The sequence below is a fragment of the Burkholderia sp. AU4i genome (assembly GCF_000466765.1).
Classification (GTDB): Bacteria; Pseudomonadota; Gammaproteobacteria; order Burkholderiales; family Burkholderiaceae; genus Burkholderia; species Burkholderia cepacia.
The window spans coordinates 1-17,852 of record NZ_ASSI01000006.1 but is presented as its reverse complement, the minus strand read 5'-3'; the positions used below and the strand labels follow the sequence as shown (position 1 = coordinate 17,852).

Sequence of the window (17,852 nt, the reverse complement as noted above, 5' to 3'; positions counted from 1 at the left end):
GAATCAGCGGGCGGGCGGCAGCGTGATGCCGGGGAAAGTCTTGATCACGGCGGAATCGTCCTCGCCGCCGTGGCCGGCGCTCGACGCGCTCATGAACATCTGGTGCGCGGTGGCCGACAGCGGCAGCGGGAACTTGCTGCGGCGCGCGGTATCGAGCACGAGGCCGAGATCCTTCACGAAGATGTCGACGGCCGACAGCGGCGTGTAGTCGCCGTTCAGGATGTGCGGCACGCGGTTCTCGAACATCCACGAATTGCCGGCGCTGTGCGTGATCACGTCGTACAGCGCGTCGGCATCGACGCCTTCGCGCAGGCCCAGCGCCATCGCCTCGGCCGCCGCGGCGATATGCACGCCGGCCAGCAACTGGTTGATGATCTTCACCTTCGAGCCGATGCCGTGCGCATCGCCGAGGCGATAGACCTTGCCGGCGATCGCGGCGAGCACGTCCTCGCAGCCCGCGTATGCGGCGGCCGGGCCCGACGTCATCATCGTCATCTCGCGGGAGGCCGCGCGCGCGGCGCCGCCGGACACGGGCGCATCGAGCATCTGCAGGCCGGCGGCCTCGATGCGTGCGCCGAGCGCCACCGCGAATTCCGGCGCGACGGTCGCGCTGGCGATCACGACGCCGCCCGGCTTCATCGCCGCGACCGCGCCGTGCTCGCCGAACAGCACCGTTTCAGTCTGCGCGGCATTCACGACGAGCGTGACGACGACGTCGCACAACGCGCCGAGTTCGGCCGGCGTCGCGCAGGCGATGCCGCCTTCGGCCGCGAATGCCTGCAGCACGGTGTCGCGCACGTCGCATGCGTGCACGCGCAGGCCGGCGCGCAGCAGCGAGCGGGCGACGCCGAGGCCCATCGCGCCGAGGCCGATGACTCCAACATTTCGTGACATGGTCAACCTTGATCGATTCGGGAGAGGTTCGTGACAGCGGCGCCGCCGGTAACGGCCGCGGCCGCCGGCTTCAGCAGATGCCGGCTTCCGCGAGACGGCGGGCGGCGTTGTACATGTGCGTGCGAGCCGCGTTGCGCGCGGCCATCGGGTCGCGCGCGCGGATCGCGTCGGCGATCGCCGCGTGTTCGTCGCGCACCTGGCGCGAGAAGTCCTCGCGCGTTGCTTCGTTGCGCCGCGTGACCTTCACGCCGGCTTCGAGGTACTGGTTCAGGAACTGCAGCGTCTTCAGGAAATACGGGTTGCCGGTGACGGCCGCGATCGTGCGGTGGAACGCGACGTCTTCCGCGACGCCGTCGCGCCCTTCGGCCACGGCATCGTCGATCTTGCGCAGCGCATCGTCGATGTCGGCCATGTCCTCGTCGGTGTGGTGCAGGGCCGCTTCGGCCGCGACCTCGGCCTCGATCGCGCGGCGCACCGCGAGCAGGTGCGGCAGCGAGGTGGCCTCGACCGCTTCCGCATAGTCGATCCGCAGCGGCCGGATCGCGCCGTGCTGGTTCACGTACACGCCGCTGCCCTGGCGCGGCTCGACCACGCCTTCGTTCTTCAGCCGCGAGATCGCCTCGCGGATCACGGTACGGCTCACGCCGAATTCCTGCGCGAGCACGGCCTCCGTCGGCAGCTTGCCGGTGGCCGAGAAGCTGCCGACTTCGATCTGCTTGAGCAGTTGCTGCGCGACATGGTCGCTCATCGCGCGGGCGGGAATTTTCTCGAACATGGTGCTCTGGTTTGTAAGGTTATGTGGTCATCATACAAATTTGAGCGCAACGAAGCATCCGGGATAACCCTCGATCAACGGAGAGCAACGTCGGTCAAATCAATTGAAACCGGTTCCATTTGAAGGGAAATCGGTGCGATCGACTATCGCTTCGCGGTGGGTCAGCCGGGCGGGAAAGGGCAGTGCGGGGGCGTCGGCCGTCAGTCGGCGATGTCCTCGACGGAGTCGTCCGTCGCATCTGCCGTCGCGCCGGCTTCCGCCACTTCCCCGCCACGCTCCCGATAAGTCGCCGGCGGCACGCCGAACTGCTTGCGGAACTCGCGCCCGAGGTGCGACGCATCGGCGAACCCGCAGCTCGACGCGATATCGGCCACCGTGCGGTCGGAACTGGTCAGCAGCCACGCGGCCGTGCGCAGTCGCACCTGTTTCGCGAATGCCTGCGGGCTCTTGCCCGTTTCGGCCTTGAACAGCCGCTCGAGCTGCCGCGTCGACAGGTCGAGCTTGTTCGCGAGCTCGTCGAGCGACAGCGCCCGCCCGACATGCTGTTCCATCAGGAGAATCGCGCGCTTGACCTTCGGGTGCGTCGCCGGCTCGAGGCCCGGCGGATGCGGCTGCGGGGCGTTCCCTTTCTGCATCTCGCCGACCAGCAGGATACGCAATGCCTTCTGCACGGTCGCGTGATCGAAATGGCGCAGCAGGATCGCGGCGGCGACGTCGATCGACGCGCGGCCGCCCGAACAGGTGATGCGGCGCCGGTCGATCACGAACAGCCGGTCGGCGATCAGCAGGTCGGGATCGGCGGCCGGAAAGCGCTCGATGAAATCCCAGTAATGGAACCAGCTCACGCAGGTGCGATAGCCGTCGAGCACGCCTGCGCGCATCAGCGTGAACACGCCGGTGCAGATCCCGACGACCGTTGCGCCGCCCGCCGCCGCGCGGCGGACGAAGTCGAGCGTCTCGGGGCCCGCCTGCGGCCCCGAATGCAGCAGCCCGCCGACCACCACCACGTAGTCGAACGGCTCGGCCGCGTCGAACGTTTCCCATGGCGTGATCTGGATCCCGCAGCTCGCGCGCACCGGCGCGAGGGTCTCGCCGATCACGCTCCACGCGCAGCGCACGGGCTTGCTGTAGTCGCCGTCGTCCGCCGACAGCCGGAGCATGTCGACGAAGCCCGAGAAGGCCGTCAGCGTGAAGTTCGGCAGCAGCACGATGCCGAAGCGGATGCGTCGCGGTGCGGGTTCTGCGAGGGGGGAAGCGGGTACGTCGGGTGTCATCGCGGCCAATCTCTTCACGCCGGGCAGGCGGTCTCACTCAGTCTGTCGATACGGGTAACGCGGGTACGGCAGTCGGGCACGGCCGGGCGACGCGGATGCAGCCAGCGTCGCCGATCGGCTCCGTCCCGACTTGTGGTTTTCCGTCGCGAACCATCGCCAAAACGCACTTTCCGACCCGCCGGCGCGGCGCTTGGCGGCGGTATCCCACGCCGATGCCGTTTTTGTTCTATCGGCCGATTTTACGCTTTGATGTACTGGTGCCCAACGTCACTTGATGTATGTCCCCATCCAGAGGAAGCCAGATGAACGTCAGCGCGTTCGACCTGTTCAAGATCGGCATCGGCCCGTCCAGTTCGCACACGGTCGGCCCGATGATCGCCGCGTGCCGCTTCGCGTCGCACGTGGAGGACGCGAACCTGCTCGGTTTCGTGCGCCGCGTGCGGGTCGAACTATACGGCTCGCTCGGCGCGACCGGCAAGGGCCACGGCACCGACAAGGCCGTGCTGCTCGGCCTCGAGGGCCACCTGCCCGACACGATCGATCCCGACCTGATCGAGCCGCGGCTGGCCGCGATCCGCGCGGAAAAGTCGCTGTCGCTGCTCGGCAAGCAGACGGTGCGCTTCGACGAAAAGGAACACATCGGCTTCTATCGCAAGCTGATGAGCGGCACGAGCATCGTGCACCCGAACGGGATGCGCTTTCAGGCGTTCGACGAACACGGCCAGCTGCTCGTCGAGAAAGAGTATTACTCGGTCGGCGGCGGCTTCGTCGTGAACCGCGACGGCGATCGCGTGAACGGCGTGCGCGCGGCGGTCGAGGTGCCGTACCCGTTCCGCACCGGCGACGACCTGATGCGCCAGTGCCGCGAGCACGGACTGTCGATCGCCGAGCTGATGATGCGCAACGAATGCGCGCTGCGTCCCGCCGACGAAGTGCGTGCCGGGCTGCTCGCGATCTGGCGCACGATGGCCGCCTGCGTCGAGCGCGGCTGCAAGGTCGAGGGCGACCTGCCGGGCCCGATGCGCGTGAAGCGCCGCGCGGCCGAGCTGAATGCCCGCCTGCGCGCGCGTTCGGAAGAGTCGCTGCGCGACCCGCTGTCGATGCTCGACTGGGTCAACCTGTATGCGATGGCCGTCAACGAGGAGAACGCGGCGGGCGGCCGGGTCGTCACCGCGCCGACCAACGGCGCGGCCGGCGTGATTCCCGCGGTGCTGCACTACTACGTGAAGTTCGTGCCGGGCTCGAACGAAGCCGGCATCGTCGAATTCCTGATGACGGCCGCGGCGATCGGGATCATCTACAAGGAAACCGCGTCGATCTCCGGCGCGGAAGTCGGCTGCCAGGGCGAAGTGGGCGTCGCGTGCTCGATGGCGGCCGCCGCGCTCGCCGCGGTGATGGGCGGTACGCCCGACCAGGTCGAGAACGCGGCCGAGATCGGCATGGAGCACAACCTCGGGATGACCTGCGACCCGGTCGGCGGGCTCGTGCAGATCCCGTGCATCGAGCGCAACGCGATGGGCGCGATCAAGGCGCTGAACGCGTCGCGCATGGCGCTCAAGGGCAACGGCCAGCACTACGTGTCGCTCGACTCGGTCATCAAGACGATGCGCGAGACGGGCGCCGACATGAAGACGAAATACAAGGAAACGTCGCGCGGCGGTCTGGCCGTGAACGTCATCGAATGCTAACGAAGGACCACAACATGAGCCGCTACTCGATATTCAGCCTGTTCCGCAACGGTCTCTCGTATCACGAGAACTGGGAAAAGCAGTGGAAGAGCCCGGAACCGAAGAAGGAATACGACGTCGTGATCGTCGGCGGCGGCGGCCACGGCCTCGCGACCGCGTACTACCTCGCGAAGGAACACGGCATCACGAACGTCGCGATCCTCGAGAAGGGCTGGATCGGCGGCGGCAACACCGCGCGCAATACGACGATCGTGCGCTCGAACTATCTGTGGGACGAATCGGCCGCGCTGTACGAGAAGGCGATGAAGCTGTGGGAAGGGCTGTCGCAGGACCTGAACTACAACGTGATGTTCAGCCAGCGCGGCGTGATGAACCTGGCCCACACGCTGCAGGACGTGCGCGACACCGAGCGCCGCGTGAATGCGAACCGCCTGAACGGTGTCGACGCCGAGTTCCTGACGCCCGCGCAGATCAAGGAAATCGAGCCGACCATCAACCTGAACAGCCGCTATCCGGTGCTCGGCGCGTCGATCCAGCGCCGCGCCGGTGTGGCGCGTCACGACGCGGTGGCCTGGGGCTTCGCGCGCGGCGCGGACCGCGCGGGTGTCGACATCATCCAGAACTGCCAGGTGACGGGCATTCGCCGCGAAGGCGGCGCGGTGGTCGGCGTCGATACGGTGAAGGGCTTCATCAAGGCGAAGAAGGTGGCGGTGGTCGCGGCCGGCAACACGACGACGCTCGCCGACATGGCCGGCGTGCGCCTGCCGATCGAAAGCCACCCGCTGCAGGCGCTGGTGTCCGAGCCGATCAAGCCGGTGGTGAACTCGGTGATCATGTCGAACGCGGTGCACGCGTACATCAGCCAGTCCGACAAGGGCGACCTCGTGATCGGCGCGGGTATCGACCAGTACACGGGCTTCGGCCAGCGCGGCAGCTTCCACATCATCGAAAGCACGCTGCAGGCGATCGTCGAGATGTTCCCGGTGTTCTCGCGCGTGCGGATGAACCGCCAGTGGGGCGGCATCGTCGACGTGTCGCCGGACGCGTGCCCGATCATCACCAAGACCGACGTGAAGGGCCTCTACTTCAACTGCGGCTGGGGCACCGGCGGCTTCAAGGCGACGCCCGGCTCGGGCTGGGTGTTCGCGCACACGATCGCGCGCGACGAGCCGCATCCGCTGAACGCGCCGTTCGCGCTCGACCGCTTCTACACGGGCCACCTGATCGACGAGCACGGCGCAGCCGCCGTCGCGCACTGAACGAGGAGAAGAAAACATGTTGCTGATCGAATGTCCGTGGTGCGGGCCGCGCGCCGAATCCGAGTTCTCGTGCGGCGGTGAAGCCGATATCGTGCGCCCCGTCAACAACGAGAACATGACCGACCGCGAATGGGGCGAATACGTGTTCATGCGCGAGAACAAGCGCGGGCTGCACAAGGAGCAATGGCTGCACGCGCAGGGCTGCCGCCGCTGGTTCAAGGCCACGCGCGACACGGTGACCTACGATATCAAGGGCTACGAAAAGTTCGGTGGCAACGCTGCCGGCAACGCACACGAAGAGGGCACGAGCAAATGAGCCAGAAAGACCGCCTCGGCACCGGTGGCCGCATCAATCGCGCGATTCCGTTGACGTTCACGTTCAACGGCCGCACGTATCAGGGCTTCCAGGGCGACACGCTCGCGTCCGCGCTGCTCGCGAACGGCGTGCACTTCGTCGCGCGCAGCTTCAAGTACCACCGCCCGCGCGGGATCGTGACGGCTGACGTCGCGGAACCGAACGCGGTCGTGCAGCTCGAATCGGGCCCGTACACGGTGCCGAATGCGCGCGCGACCGAGATCGAGCTGTACCAGGGGCTCGTCGCGTCGAGCGTGAACGCCGAGCCGACGCTCGAGAACGACAAGTACGCGATCAACCAGAAGCTGTCGCGCTTCCTGCCGGCCGGCTTCTACTACAAGACCTTCATGTGGCCGCGCAAGATGTGGCCGAAGTACGAAGAGAAGATCCGCGAAGCCGCCGGCCTCGGCAAGGCGCCGGAAGCGCTCGACGCCGATCGCTACGACAAGTGTTATGCGCACTGCGACGTGCTCGTCGTGGGCGGCGGCCCGTCGGGGCTCGCGGCCGCGCATGCGGCGGCCACGGCCGGCGCGCGCGTGATCCTCGTCGACGACCAGCGAGAGCTCGGCGGCAGCCTGCTGTCGTGCCGCGCGGAAATCGACGCGAAGCCGGCGCTGCAGTGGGTCGAGAAGATCGAGGCCGAGCTGCGCAAGCTGCCCGACGTGACGATCCTGTCGCGCAGCACCGCGTTCGGCTACCAGGACCACAACCTCGTGACGGTCACGCAGCGCCTGACCGATCACCTGCCCGTGTCGATGCGCAAGGGCACGCGCGAGCTGCTGTGGAAAGTTCGCGCGAAGCGCGTGATCCTCGCGACCGGCGCGCACGAGCGTCCGATCGTGTTCGGCAACAACGACCTGCCCGGCGTGATGCTCGCCGGCGCGGTGTCCACCTACGTGCATCGCTTCGGCGTGCTGCCGGGCCGCAACGCGGTCGTGTTCACGAACAACGATCGTGCGTACCAGACCGCGCTCGACCTGAAGGCATGCGGCGCGAAGGTGACGGTCGTCGATTCGCGCGCATCGTCGAACGGCGCGCTGCCGGCCGCGGCGAAGCGGCAGGGCGTGACGGTGTTGAGCGGCGCCGTGGTGACGGCCGCATCGGGCAAGTGGCGCGTATCGTCGGTCGACGTCGCGTCCAGCACGAACGGCCAGGTGGGCGGCAAGCTGCAGACGCTGCCGTGCGACCTCGTCGCGATGTCGGGCGGCTTCAGCCCCGTGCTTCACCTGTTCGCGCAGTCGGGCGGCAAGGCGTGCTGGAGCGACGAGAAGGCGTGCTTCCTGCCGGGCAAGCCCGTGCAGGCGGAAGCGAGCATCGGCGCGGCGGCCGGGGAATTCGGCCTGGCGCGCGCGCTGCGGCTCGCGGTCGATGCGGGCGTGGAAGCGGCGAAGGCCGCGGGCTTCACGGCCGAGCAGCGCCCGGCAGCACCGCAGGTCGCGGAAACCGTCGAAGGCGCACTGCAGCCGCTGTGGCTCGTCGGCAGCCGCGAGGCCGCGGCGCGCGGGCCGAAGCAGTTCGTCGATTTCCAGAACGACGTGTCGGCCGCCGACATCCTGCTTGCCGCGCGCGAAGGCTTCGAGTCGGTCGAGCACGTGAAGCGCTATACGGCGATGGGCTTCGGCACCGACCAGGGCAAGCTCGGCAACATCAACGGGATGGCGATCCTCGCGGGGGCGCTCGGCAAGTCGATTCCGGAAACGGGCACGACCACGTTCCGCCCGAACTACACGCCCGTTTCGTTCGGTACGTTCGCGGGCCGCGAGCTCGGCGATTTCCTCGACCCGATCCGCAAGACCTGCGTGCACGAGTGGCACGTCGAGCACGGCGCGCTGTTCGAGGACGTCGGCAACTGGAAGCGGCCGTGGTACTTCCCGAAGAACGGCGAGGACCTCCATGCGGCCGTGAAGCGCGAATGCCTGGCGGTGCGCAACAGCGTCGGCATCCTCGACGCATCGACGCTCGGCAAGATCGACATCCAGGGCCCGGATGCCGTGAAGCTGCTGAACTGGATGTACACGAACCCGTGGAACAAGCTCGAGGTCGGCAAGTGCCGCTACGGGCTGATGCTCGACGAAAACGGGATGGTGTTCGACGACGGCGTGACCGTGCGCCTCGCCGACCAGCATTTCATGATGACGACCACGACGGGCGGCGCGGCGCGCGTGCTCACGTGGCTCGAACGCTGGCTGCAGACCGAATGGCCCGACATGAAGGTGCGGCTGTCGTCGGTCACCGATCACTGGGCGACGTTCGCGGTGGTCGGCCCGAAGAGCCGCAAGGTCGTGCAGAAGGTGTGCCAGGACATCGACTTCGGCAACGAGGCGTTCCCGTTCATGAGCTACCGGAACGGTACCGTTGCCGGCGCGAAGGCGCGCGTGATGCGGATCAGCTTCTCGGGCGAGCTGGCCTATGAAGTGAACGTGCCGGCGAATGCGGGCCGCGCGGTGTGGGAAGCGCTGATGGCCGCCGGTGCCGAGTTCGACATCACGCCGTACGGCACCGAAACGATGCACGTGCTGCGCGCGGAGAAGGGCTACATCATCGTCGGCCAGGACACCGACGGCTCGGTCACGCCGTACGACCTCGGGATGGGCGGGCTGGTCGCGAAGTCGAAGGACTTCCTCGGCAAGCGTTCGCTCGCGCGCTCGGACACCGCGAAGGAGGGCCGCAAGCAGTTCGTCGGCCTGCTGACCGAGGACGAACAGTTCGTGCTGCCGGAAGGCGCGCAGATCGTCGCGAAGGACACGCAGGTGTCGGCGGTCGATCCGACGCCGATGATCGGCCACGTGACGTCGAGCTACTACAGCCCGATCCTGAAGCGCTCGATCGCGCTCGCGGTGGTGAAGGGCGGCCTGAACAAGATGGGCGAGAGCGTCGTGATTCCGCTGGCCAACGGCAAGCGCATCACCGCGAAGATCTCGAGCCCGGTTTTCTACGATACCGAAGGGGTGCGCCAGCATGTGGAATGAAACCAGAAACCAGACGCAGGTGGCGGGCGCGGGCGGCGTGACGCTTGAATCGCCGTTCGTCGGCGCGGCCGACGTGCTGAAGCCGCACCAGGCGCGCGCATCGAAGAAATTCACGCTGCGCGAGCGGCCGTTCCTCGATCTCGTGAACGTGCGCGGCGAGTTGAGCGATCCGGCGTTCGTCGCCGCGTTCGAGCGCGTGGTCGGCTGCCAGCCGCCGGCGGCGCCGAACACGGTCGCCCGCGGCGCCGAGTACGACGTGCTGTGGCTCGGCCCCGACGAGTGGCTCGTGCGCTCGCACGGGCCCGTGCAGGCAGGCGTGCTGGAGGCGCGACTCGCGGAGGCCGTGCAGGGTACGTATGCGGCGGCCGTCGACGTCGGCAGCGGTTATACCGTCGTCGAGATCAGCGGCGAACGTGTGCGCGACGTGCTCGCACGCGGCTGCCCGCTCGATCTGCACCCGCGCGTGTTCAAGCCGGGCCAGTGCGCGCAGTCGCACTACTTCAAGACGTCGATCGTGCTGGTCCCGACCGGCGACGATGCGTTCGAGATCGTCCTGCGCCGCAGCTTCGCCGATTATTTCGTGCGCATCATGCTCGACGCGGCCGCGCCGCTCGCATCATGAAGCCGTTCGACGAACCGTTCGTGGCGATCGACGCGCCGCGCCTGCGCGGGCGCGGCTGGAGCGTGTTCGTCGACGAACTGAAGGTGCCCGCGCGGATCGGCATTCATGCGCACGAGCATGAAGCGCCGCAGCCGATCGTGATCGATGCGCGGCTCGGCTATCGCTGCGAGCCGAGCGAGCAGGGCGAGTGGATCGATTACGACGGTTATTGCGCGCGACTTGCCGCGTTCCTGTCGCACAAGCCGCATACGCGCCTGCTGGAGACGCTCGTCGCCGACATCGCGGTGCTGTCGTTCCGCGAATGGCCGGCGCTGGAGTCGCTGACGCTGTCGGTGTACAAGCCGAAGATCCGGCCGGGTACGAAGCGCGTCGGCGTGTCGCTCGACTGGACGCGCGGGGATTATTTGCGGTGGACGGGGGCGGCGGGGCAGTTTTGACGGGGGGGCGGGGCGGAGAGGCAACCCGCCCACGCGATTGCTCATTGTTCGTGGAATATCGGAACAATGGCTCGCTGGTGGTTGCTGCTCGTCTTTATTCCTGAAATATCGGAACAATGAGACGTTCCCCCCCGTCACTTGTCACGCGAGCGTTTTTGGGCAACCCACTGCGGACCCGCTCCAGCAGCTTGCGGTGGCCTTCCCGGTCAATGCATCGTGATGCCGCCCTCTACGAGCCATGCCCGCGACAGCCTCTTCAGGATCGTTACGCGTAACGCTGACATGGCCTGTTTCGATACCCGTCGAACTTCTTCCGTCCGGTTCTCGATGTTTCCCACGTACTATTCGCTATTGGGAAAATTCACGAAGACCATCGGGAAGGCGATGATAAAACGCGCTGTGACTTGCGTTGTTGCCGCTTTGGCGCCGCTCATCGCACATGCAGGGTGCAGTGAGAACCTACAGAACTGGTTCGCACGACTTCATCCCGGCCAGGCGCTGGATGCTGCTCACGCGGTTTGCAAGGTCTGGCCCGCGAATAACGCGCTGACGATCGGGGTGTTACCTCTGGAGCAGAAAAGCAGCAGCGACGGGCCAAACGTCGTCGACATCGAGGTACTGGTTGCCGATACGGCTACGGGCGCGATTGTCGCGCATCGGTTTCAGCGATCGGCGATTCACTACGGAGAGGACCACTATTTTGACGGCGTCGAGATCGATACGGCGCGTTATCAGCTGACCTCCACTCAACGTGCCTTCGGCGTCCGCCTGAAGTCGTCTGGCGGCCCGCCCGCGGATATGTCTGGCATCGCTACGCTGAGTCTCTATTTGATCGATGGGCAGCATTTGCATCCGGTGCTGGATCGCCTGATCGTGAGCGATTGGACGGGCGACCGTGATGGTCCTTGTACAAGCACGTCTGAAACATCACGCACACTCGCACTCGGCCCCGTAGGCACGCAAGGCTATGCCGTCTTGCAGGTCGCCGAAAAGTACGTCGAGAGCGAGAGCCGGCTCGAAGTCGATACATGCTCGGGTCACACGTCACCCGCACAACGCCGTAACGTTATGCTCGACTATCGCGATGGCACCTACCGTATTCCGGATGCCATGCGATATGCCGATTGATCGGCTGCGTCCGCTCCGTTCAACGTGACAGGTGGCGAGCAATGAGACGTTCGGTCTTTGACGGATATCGCGCGGTTCACCGGCGATAGCTGCGAAACAGTTCAGGCGTGTCGCAGCTATCGCCTCGTGTAATCGCGTCAAGCCGCAGCCGCCCCATCCAACGCCGGATAATCCACATACCCGCGCGCATCGCCGCCGAAGAACGTGTCGCGCTGCGCGTCGTTCATCGGCGCGCCCGTCTTCAGCCGCGTGATGAAATCCGGATTCGCGAGCACCATCTGGCCGTACGCTTCGAGATCGGCAAGACCCGTCGCGACATCCGTGCCGATCGCGTCGCGCGTGCGGCCCGGCCGGTTCACGATCAGCGTGCCGCGCCAGCGTGCGCGCAGGTCCGCGAGCAGCGGCTCGTTGCCCTGGTGCATCACGTGCAGGTACGCGAGGCCGAGCCGGTCGAGCTGCGTCGCCAGGTAGCGATACAGGTCCGGCCCTTCCGTGCCTTCGTCGATACCCCACAACGTGGTGCCCGGCGACAGGCGAATCGCGGTGCGGTCCGCGCCGATCTCGTCGGCGATCGCCTCGGCCACCTCGATCGCGAAGCGCGCACGATTTTCGATCGAACCGCCGTAGGCGTCGCTGCGCGTGTTCGCGTTCGGCGCGAAGAACTGCTGGACCAGATACCCGTTCGCGCCGTGGATCTCGACGCCGTCGGCGCCGGCTTCGATCGCGCGGCGCGCGGCGAAGCGGAAGTCGTTCACGGTGCCGCGCACTTCGTCGGTCGTCAGCGCGCGCGGCGCGGGAATCTCCTGCATCCCTTTCACCGTGAACATCGGCACGCCCGGCGCGATCGCGGAAGGCGCGACGCCCTGGCGATGATGCGGCGTATTGTCGGGATGCGACATGCGCCCCACGTGCATCAGCTGGATGAACAGGCGGGCGCCGCGCGCATGCACGCGCTCGCTGACCGCCTTCCAGCCGGCGACGTGGGCATCGGTGTAGATGCCGGGCGTCGTCAGGTAACCCTGGCCATCGTCCGACGGTTGCGTGCCTTCGCTGACGATCAGGCCGAGATCCGCGCGCTGCGCATAGTATTCGGCGGCCAGTGCGCCGGGCGTGCCGTCGAGCGCGGCGCGGCTGCGCGTCATCGGTGCCATGACCAGGCGGTTCTGCAGTGTGTAGCGGCCGACACGGGCCGGGGTGAACAATGCGTCCATGATGCGTGCTCCTCGAGAGTCGGGTAACGGCACCGGGGCGGTGCCGTCTCGGGCGCGGGCCGCGCACCGTGTGCGCGCCTCGTCGCCATGGACACATCATCCATTGCTTCTTTTTCGAGATAAATATGGTAGTTTGGATAACATTGATCCATTGATGGAGCAGTGGGCGTGGAACTGCTGAACGACATGGCGCTGTTCGTGGAGGTCGTGAAGGCGAAGGGCTTTCGCAGCGCGGCCGACGCGCTCGGGATGCCGAATTCGACGCTGTCGCGGCGGATCGGCGCGCTGGAAAAGGCGATCGGCTTGCGGCTGCTGCATCGGACGACGCGCCGGATCGAGCTCACGGAAGCCGGGCAGCTGTATTTCGAGCGCTGCAAACGTATCGTCGACGAAGCGCGGCTCGCGCACGAGCAGCTCGGCGAGTTGCTGGCCGAACCGTCGGGCGTGCTGCGCGCGTCGTTTCCGGTCGATTTCGCGGTGGTCTACCTGGCGCCGCTGATCGTCGAATTCGCGAACCGCTACCCGAAGCTCACGTTCGATTTCGAACTGACGTCGCGGCGTGTCGATCTGGTGAGCGAACCGTTCGACGTCGCGATCCGCATCGGCGAATCGGCCGATTCGCAACTCGTCGCGCGGCGCCTCGCGACGTTCCGCAATCACCTGTATGCGTCGCCGCGCTATCTCGAGCGCGCGGGCGAGCCGCGCGAACCGGACGACCTGCGGCGGCATCAGTGCCTGAGCGTGCAGCGCGTCGATGCGTGGACGCTGCACGACGCCGCGCGGGAGATCGAGGTGCCGGTGGGCGGGCGTTTCATCGTGAACAGTGTCGGCATGGTCCGGCAACTCGCCGTGCACGAGGCGGGCATCATCCAGATGCCGGCGGAAGTCGTGGCCGACGACGTGGCCGCGGGCCGGTTGCGTCGCGTGCTGCCCGACTGGGAGGGCGCGCCCGTTCCCGTCTACGCGATGACGGAAACGCGCTTGCTGCCGGCGAAGACGCAGGTCTTCATCGAGTATCTGCGCGCGCATTTCGCGCAGGCGTGACGGGCGGCTGCGCGGACGATCGTCCGCCGTTCACTGCTGCGCCGGCTGCGGCGCGTCGCCCTGCGCTTCCCATTTCTTCAGGATGCGCACGCGCGCCTGGCTGAAGTCGACCCAGCATTTCAGCCACGCGTCGTCCGGAATCATCTGCTGCGGATTGGCGGCTCGGACGTAGTCGCAGGTGTCGCTCGCGAAGCCGTACCAGCTTGCCTGCGATTTCGCGAGCTGTTTCGCCGCATCGGGGTTGCGTTGCCGGGTCTTGCGTTCGAGCGACCGGTACGCGCGTTCCACTTCCTGGTTGTTGTTGTCGACGACGCACCGGCGTACCGCATCCATCGTCGGCCCCTGCCGTTCGCAATCGACCGCGGCGAACGCGGACGCTGCGCCGCTCGCGAGCGCGGCGACGGCAAGAAGGCGGGTGGCGTACCGGATCGTGTCGCGCATGCGCGGAGAGGGAGTCATGGGGCGGGACGTGTGCGACGTACCTGCTTATTGCGCGTTGCGCGCCGACGTCGATGTCGATGTCGACGTCGATTCGCTCACCGGCACCATCCGCGCCTTCGTCTCGTTCGCGGCTTTCGCGTCGTCGTCGTCGGGTTCGAGCACGAACCGGAACGAATCGACCCGCTGCATGACCTTCGCCGCATACGCGCTGGATCCGCCGCTGTAGCTCTTCAGCCCGGCCAGCACGTTGCCGCCGGCCGCCTTCACGTAGCCGGAGAGAATCCGGGAGCCGGCCTCGACGTTCGCATTCGGTTCGGTCAGGTCCTTCACGTTACGCAGCATGCCGCGGTGTGCGGACGGCACGACCTGCATCAGTCCGGTCGCGCCGTGCTGGCCGCGCGCCTTTTCCTGGAAGCGCGATTCGATCGAGATGATGGCGTAAACGAGTGCGGGAGGCAGCGAATATTTCGTCGCAGTGACGCTCACGATATCGGCGAGCTTGGCGGCCCGTTCCTTCGCGACACCGAATTTCTTCGTCAGGTAGGACGTGATGCGGCGGTTTGCTTCGTTCGGCTGATCGTCGGCGTTCGCGAGCGGCGCGGAGGCGACAGCCGGCGCCGACGCCAGCACGTCGGGCGCAGAGGCAGGCGCTGCGGGCGTTTGCTGAGCCGATACCTGTTGCGCAATGCCGAGCGAGAGCACGATCAGCCAGAAAAAGCGTCGTCGCATGGTCGAGTGCGGGGAAATGGGAGGCGCATAGTATATCGGCCAATCGGGCAAGACGGTCGAGCGCCGGCTCGAATGAAAGCGATGTGTAGGCTTGTGACGTTCGCAACGATCGACGCGGCGATCGTTGCGTGGACACGCATCGGAGTCCGGATGACCGCTAGTTGATGATCTCGCCGATGCCGGTTTCGATGCGGATTCTCAGTTGCTGAATGAACGCCGGATCGTACGGTTCCCAGTGATCGAGTTCGCCGACGATCTTCAAAGGCGATGTGCTTCGATACGAGCGCGTCGGATTGCCCGGGAATTTCTTGTCCGTGACGTTCGGGTCGTTTTCGAATGCCCCGGTGGGCTCGACGATATAGACCCGCGGCTTGCCGTCGCCTTTGGCCATTTCCGCGGCAAGGCCGGCGCCCTTGGGCAGGGCCGTGAAATAAACGTGATTCATCACGACGTCATCCCGGTAATTCGATCTGAAGCCCGCCGTCAGCAAGTCGCCGATCCGCAAATCCGCTTTCGTGCCATGAAAAAACGGGCCGGTGTCCAGGACAGCCATGGCTTCTCCCTTGGAAAATGTCGCGACGACTTCTAGGCGCGCCGCGCGCTCGCCACTCGCGCGATCGCGCCGATCGCATCGCTGACGAGCACCGCGAGCAGCCCGACGATCACGCCGCCCTGCAGCACGAACGCGGTATTCGACGTCTGCAGGCCCGCGATGATCACGTCGCCGAGGCCGCGCGCGGCAACCGTCGAGCCGATCGTCGCGGTGCCGAGATTGATCACGACCGCGAGCCGGATGCCGTTGACGATCACCGGGAACGCGAGCGGCAGCTCGACCGACACCAGTTGCTGCCAGCCGCTCATCCCCATCCCGCGCGCGGCGTCGACGACATCGCGCGGCACGTCCTCGAGCCCCGCGATCGTGCTTTCGAAAACCGGCAAGAGACCATACAGCACCAGCGCGATCAGCACGGGTTTCAGCCCGAAGCCGACGGCCGGCACCGCGAGCGCGAGCACCGCGACCGGCGGGAAGGTCTGGCCGATGTCGACGACGCTGCGCGCGACCGGCAGGAAATCCGCGCCGGCCGGCCGCGTGACGAAGATCCCGGCCGCCACCGCGACGATCGTGCCGATCAGGCTCGACAGCGCGACCGTGCCGAGATGCGCGAGCGTCAGGTCGAGCAGGCTCGCGCGATCGTAGATGACGGGCGCGCCGTTGTCCGCGAACGGTGCGAAAAGGCCCTGCAGCCACATCGGCCGCACCAGCAGCACGAGCAGCAGCGCGAGCGCGGCGGCGCGCGCCGTGAACGCGGCAACGTGGCGGGGCAGGGGCGAACGCAAACGCCGTGTGCGTTGCATGGTATCCGGCGTCGTCATGCGGGCTGCCTGGCGTGCGCGCGGATCGCGTCGAGCGTGATGCGGCGCGCGCCGCGCGCGTTGCGTGCATCGCCGTCGTCGACGGGCAATGCGTCGACACCGCGCCACAGCAGTTCCGACACCGCATCGCGCAGCGTGCGGGTCGCGTCGATCGGCTCGCCGTCCGCATGGCCGGGTTCGGCCACCGCGTCGATCGGCGTCAGCGCGAGCAGGCGCAGCGGCCGGTCGACGCCCGCGACGAGCTGCTCGACGACACCGGCCGCCGGCTTGCCGAGAATCTCGGCCGGCGGCGCAACCTGCAGCAGCCGGCCGCCGTCCATCACCGCGATCGTGTCGCCGAGCTTCAGCGCTTCCTCGATATCGTGCGTGACGATCACGACCGTGATGCCGAGGCGGCGCTGCAACGCGAACAGGTCGTCCTGCGCCTTGCCGCGGATGATCGGGTCGAGCGCGCCGAACGGCTCGTCCATCAGCAGCATCGCGGGCTCGGCCGCGAGCGCGCGCGCGACGCCGACACGCTGCTGCTGGCCGCCCGACAGTTCGTGCGGCAGCTTGTCCGCGAACTCGGCCGGCGCGAGATGGAACAGGTCGAGCAGTTCGTTCACGCGCGCGTCGATGCGCGCGGCCGGCCAGCCGAGCAGGCGCGGCACGGTCGCGATGTTGCGCGCGACGCTCCAGTGCGGAAACAGTCCGTGCCCCTGGATCGCGTAGCCGATGCCGCGCCGAAGCTGTTCGGGCGCGACGGTCGCCGTATCGACGCCGTCGATGCGGATCGTGCCGCTGGTGGGGGCGATCAGCCGGTTGATCATGCGCAGCAGCGTCGACTTGCCGCTGCCCGACGCACCGACGAGCGCGGTGATCGTGCCGCGCTGCATCGTCAGCGAAACGTCGTCGACGGCGACGACATCGCCGAAGCGTTTGCCTGCACGTTCGATCTCGATCATCCTGTACGCCCCTTCGCGAGCGTGGTCGCGGCTTCGAATATGACGGCGGCCACCAGCGCGAGCGCGATCGTCGGAATCGCGCCGAGCAGCACGAGATCGGCGGCCGATTGCCCGATCCCCTGGAAGATGAAGGTGCCGAAGCCGCCGCCGCCGATCAGTGCGGCGACCGCGGTCAGCCCGATGTTCTGCACGAGCACGATGCGCACGCCGCTCAGGATCACCGGCAGCGCGAGCACGAGGTCGACATGCAGCAGCCGCTGCGCGCGCGTCATGCCCATCGCGCGCGCCGCTTCGGTCACGTGCGGCGGCACTTGTCCGAGCCCGACCACGACACTCGACGCGATCGGCAGCAGCGAATACAGGAACAGCGCGAGCACGGCCGGCGCGACGCCGATGCCGCGAATGCCGAGCGCGGCCGCGAGCGGCACGTGTGCGGCCAGCAGCCCGAGCGGGGCCATCATCAGCCCGTACATCGCGATGCTGGGGATCGTCTGCACGATATTGAGCACGGGCATCGCGACGGTCCGCACCGCCGCGATGCGCGCGCAGGCGATGCCGAGCGGCACGCCCGCGACGAGCGCGGCGGCCACCGAGCCGCCCGCGAGCGACACGTGACGGATCGCTTCGCGCCAGAAATCGTCGCTGCGCACCGCATATTCGCGCATCACGGAGAGGCCGTCCCACCAGCCGCTCGCGAGCGGCACCGAG

17 protein-coding genes and 1 pseudogene are annotated in these 17,852 nt (G+C 67.1%); 8 read left to right on the top strand and 10 right to left on the bottom strand.

The window, feature by feature from the left end:
- Window positions 1–3 precede the first annotated feature (3 nt).
- The 3 genes and pseudogenes from ltnD to L810_RS00325 form a co-directional block, all read right to left on the bottom strand.
- A pseudogene (gene ltnD, locus L810_RS00335) lies at window positions 4–906 on the bottom strand (L-threonate dehydrogenase); the annotation flags it as partial.
- A 58-nt stretch (window positions 907–964) separates the two neighbouring features.
- Window positions 965–1,669 (bottom strand): FadR/GntR family transcriptional regulator, encoded by a 705-nt coding sequence (locus L810_RS00330; RefSeq protein WP_021156333.1) that lies wholly within the window; start codon window positions 1,667–1,669, stop codon window positions 965–967.
- Between the two features lie 200 nt (window positions 1,670–1,869).
- Window positions 1,870–2,943, bottom strand: coding sequence for a GlxA family transcriptional regulator (locus tag L810_RS00325; protein ID WP_042972685.1), 1,074 nt, complete (start codon window positions 2,941–2,943; stop codon window positions 1,870–1,872).
- Between the two features lie 302 nt (window positions 2,944–3,245).
- Here L810_RS00325 and L810_RS00320 point away from each other — a divergent pair, with 302 nt between their 5' ends.
- The 7 genes from L810_RS00320 (at window position 3,246) to L810_RS43840 (ending at window position 11,401) form a co-directional block, all read left to right on the top strand.
- On the top strand, window positions 3,246–4,631 hold the full coding sequence (locus L810_RS00320) for an L-serine ammonia-lyase (RefSeq protein WP_027790628.1): 1,386 nt from the start codon (window positions 3,246–3,248) through the stop codon (window positions 4,629–4,631).
- Between the two features lie 14 nt (window positions 4,632–4,645).
- Window positions 4,646–5,890 (top strand): sarcosine oxidase subunit beta family protein, encoded by a 1,245-nt coding sequence (locus L810_RS00315; protein WP_006480591.1) that lies wholly within the window; start codon window positions 4,646–4,648, stop codon window positions 5,888–5,890.
- Window positions 5,891–5,906: 16 nt separating this feature from the next.
- Window positions 5,907–6,206 carry a sarcosine oxidase subunit delta gene (locus tag L810_RS00310; protein ID WP_021156331.1) on the top strand — a complete coding sequence of 100 codons (300 nt, stop codon included), beginning with the start codon at window positions 5,907–5,909 and terminating at the stop codon, window positions 6,204–6,206.
- The gene (locus L810_RS00305) at window positions 6,203–9,214 is read left to right on the top strand and encodes a sarcosine oxidase subunit alpha family protein (RefSeq protein ID WP_021156330.1); all 3,012 of its coding nucleotides are present in this window, start codon (window positions 6,203–6,205) and stop codon (window positions 9,212–9,214) included. Before L810_RS00310 ends, L810_RS00305 begins: the two co-directional genes overlap by 4 nt.
- The gene (locus L810_RS00300) at window positions 9,204–9,836 is read left to right on the top strand and encodes a sarcosine oxidase subunit gamma (RefSeq protein ID WP_021156329.1); all 633 of its coding nucleotides are present in this window, start codon (window positions 9,204–9,206) and stop codon (window positions 9,834–9,836) included. Before L810_RS00305 ends, L810_RS00300 begins: the two co-directional genes overlap by 11 nt.
- Window positions 9,833–10,273, top strand: a complete 441-nt coding sequence (locus L810_RS00295) for a dihydroneopterin aldolase (RefSeq protein ID WP_011354099.1) — start codon at window positions 9,833–9,835, stop codon at window positions 10,271–10,273. Before L810_RS00300 ends, L810_RS00295 begins: the two co-directional genes overlap by 4 nt.
- A gap of 282 nt (window positions 10,274–10,555) precedes the next feature.
- Window positions 10,556–11,401 carry a hypothetical protein gene (locus L810_RS43840; protein WP_141667512.1) on the top strand — a complete coding sequence of 282 codons (846 nt, stop codon included), beginning with the start codon at window positions 10,556–10,558 and terminating at the stop codon, window positions 11,399–11,401.
- Between the two features lie 137 nt (window positions 11,402–11,538).
- Here the strand turns inward: L810_RS43840 and L810_RS00285 are convergent, their stop codons facing one another.
- A complete protein-coding gene (locus L810_RS00285; protein WP_021156326.1) occupies window positions 11,539–12,612 on the bottom strand; it encodes an alkene reductase in 1,074 nt (357 codons plus the stop codon).
- Window positions 12,613–12,780: 168 nt separating this feature from the next.
- Between L810_RS00285 and L810_RS00280 the strand changes: the two genes are divergently transcribed.
- Window positions 12,781–13,656, top strand: a complete 876-nt coding sequence (locus tag L810_RS00280; RefSeq protein ID WP_021156325.1) for a LysR family transcriptional regulator — start codon at window positions 12,781–12,783, stop codon at window positions 13,654–13,656.
- Window positions 13,657–13,686: 30 nt separating this feature from the next.
- On the opposite strand, the gene L810_RS00275 is transcribed toward L810_RS00280, so the two are convergent.
- From L810_RS00275 to L810_RS00250, 6 genes are all read right to left on the bottom strand, one after another.
- The gene (locus tag L810_RS00275) at window positions 13,687–14,115 is read right to left on the bottom strand and encodes a lysozyme inhibitor LprI family protein (RefSeq protein ID WP_230945285.1); all 429 of its coding nucleotides are present in this window, start codon (window positions 14,113–14,115) and stop codon (window positions 13,687–13,689) included.
- Window positions 14,116–14,142: 27 nt separating this feature from the next.
- Window positions 14,143–14,826 (bottom strand): lytic transglycosylase domain-containing protein, encoded by a 684-nt coding sequence (locus L810_RS00270; protein WP_021156323.1) that lies wholly within the window; start codon window positions 14,824–14,826, stop codon window positions 14,143–14,145.
- A 157-nt stretch (window positions 14,827–14,983) separates the two neighbouring features.
- Window positions 14,984–15,379: an NAD(+)--rifampin ADP-ribosyltransferase gene (arr, locus tag L810_RS00265; RefSeq protein WP_021156322.1), complete on the bottom strand. Its 396-nt coding sequence runs from the start codon at window positions 15,377–15,379 to the stop codon at window positions 14,984–14,986.
- Between the two features lie 32 nt (window positions 15,380–15,411).
- On the bottom strand, window positions 15,412–16,182 hold the full coding sequence (locus L810_RS00260; protein WP_155649118.1) for an ABC transporter permease: 771 nt from the start codon (window positions 16,180–16,182) through the stop codon (window positions 15,412–15,414).
- Window positions 16,183–16,196: 14 nt separating this feature from the next.
- Window positions 16,197–17,144 (bottom strand): ABC transporter ATP-binding protein, encoded by a 948-nt coding sequence (locus L810_RS00255; RefSeq protein WP_021156320.1) that lies wholly within the window; start codon window positions 17,142–17,144, stop codon window positions 16,197–16,199.
- The coding region (locus tag L810_RS00250) for an ABC transporter permease (RefSeq protein WP_042972670.1) at window positions 17,141–17,852 on the bottom strand (712 nt) is incomplete at its 5' end. The genes L810_RS00250 and L810_RS00255, both read right to left, overlap by 4 nt.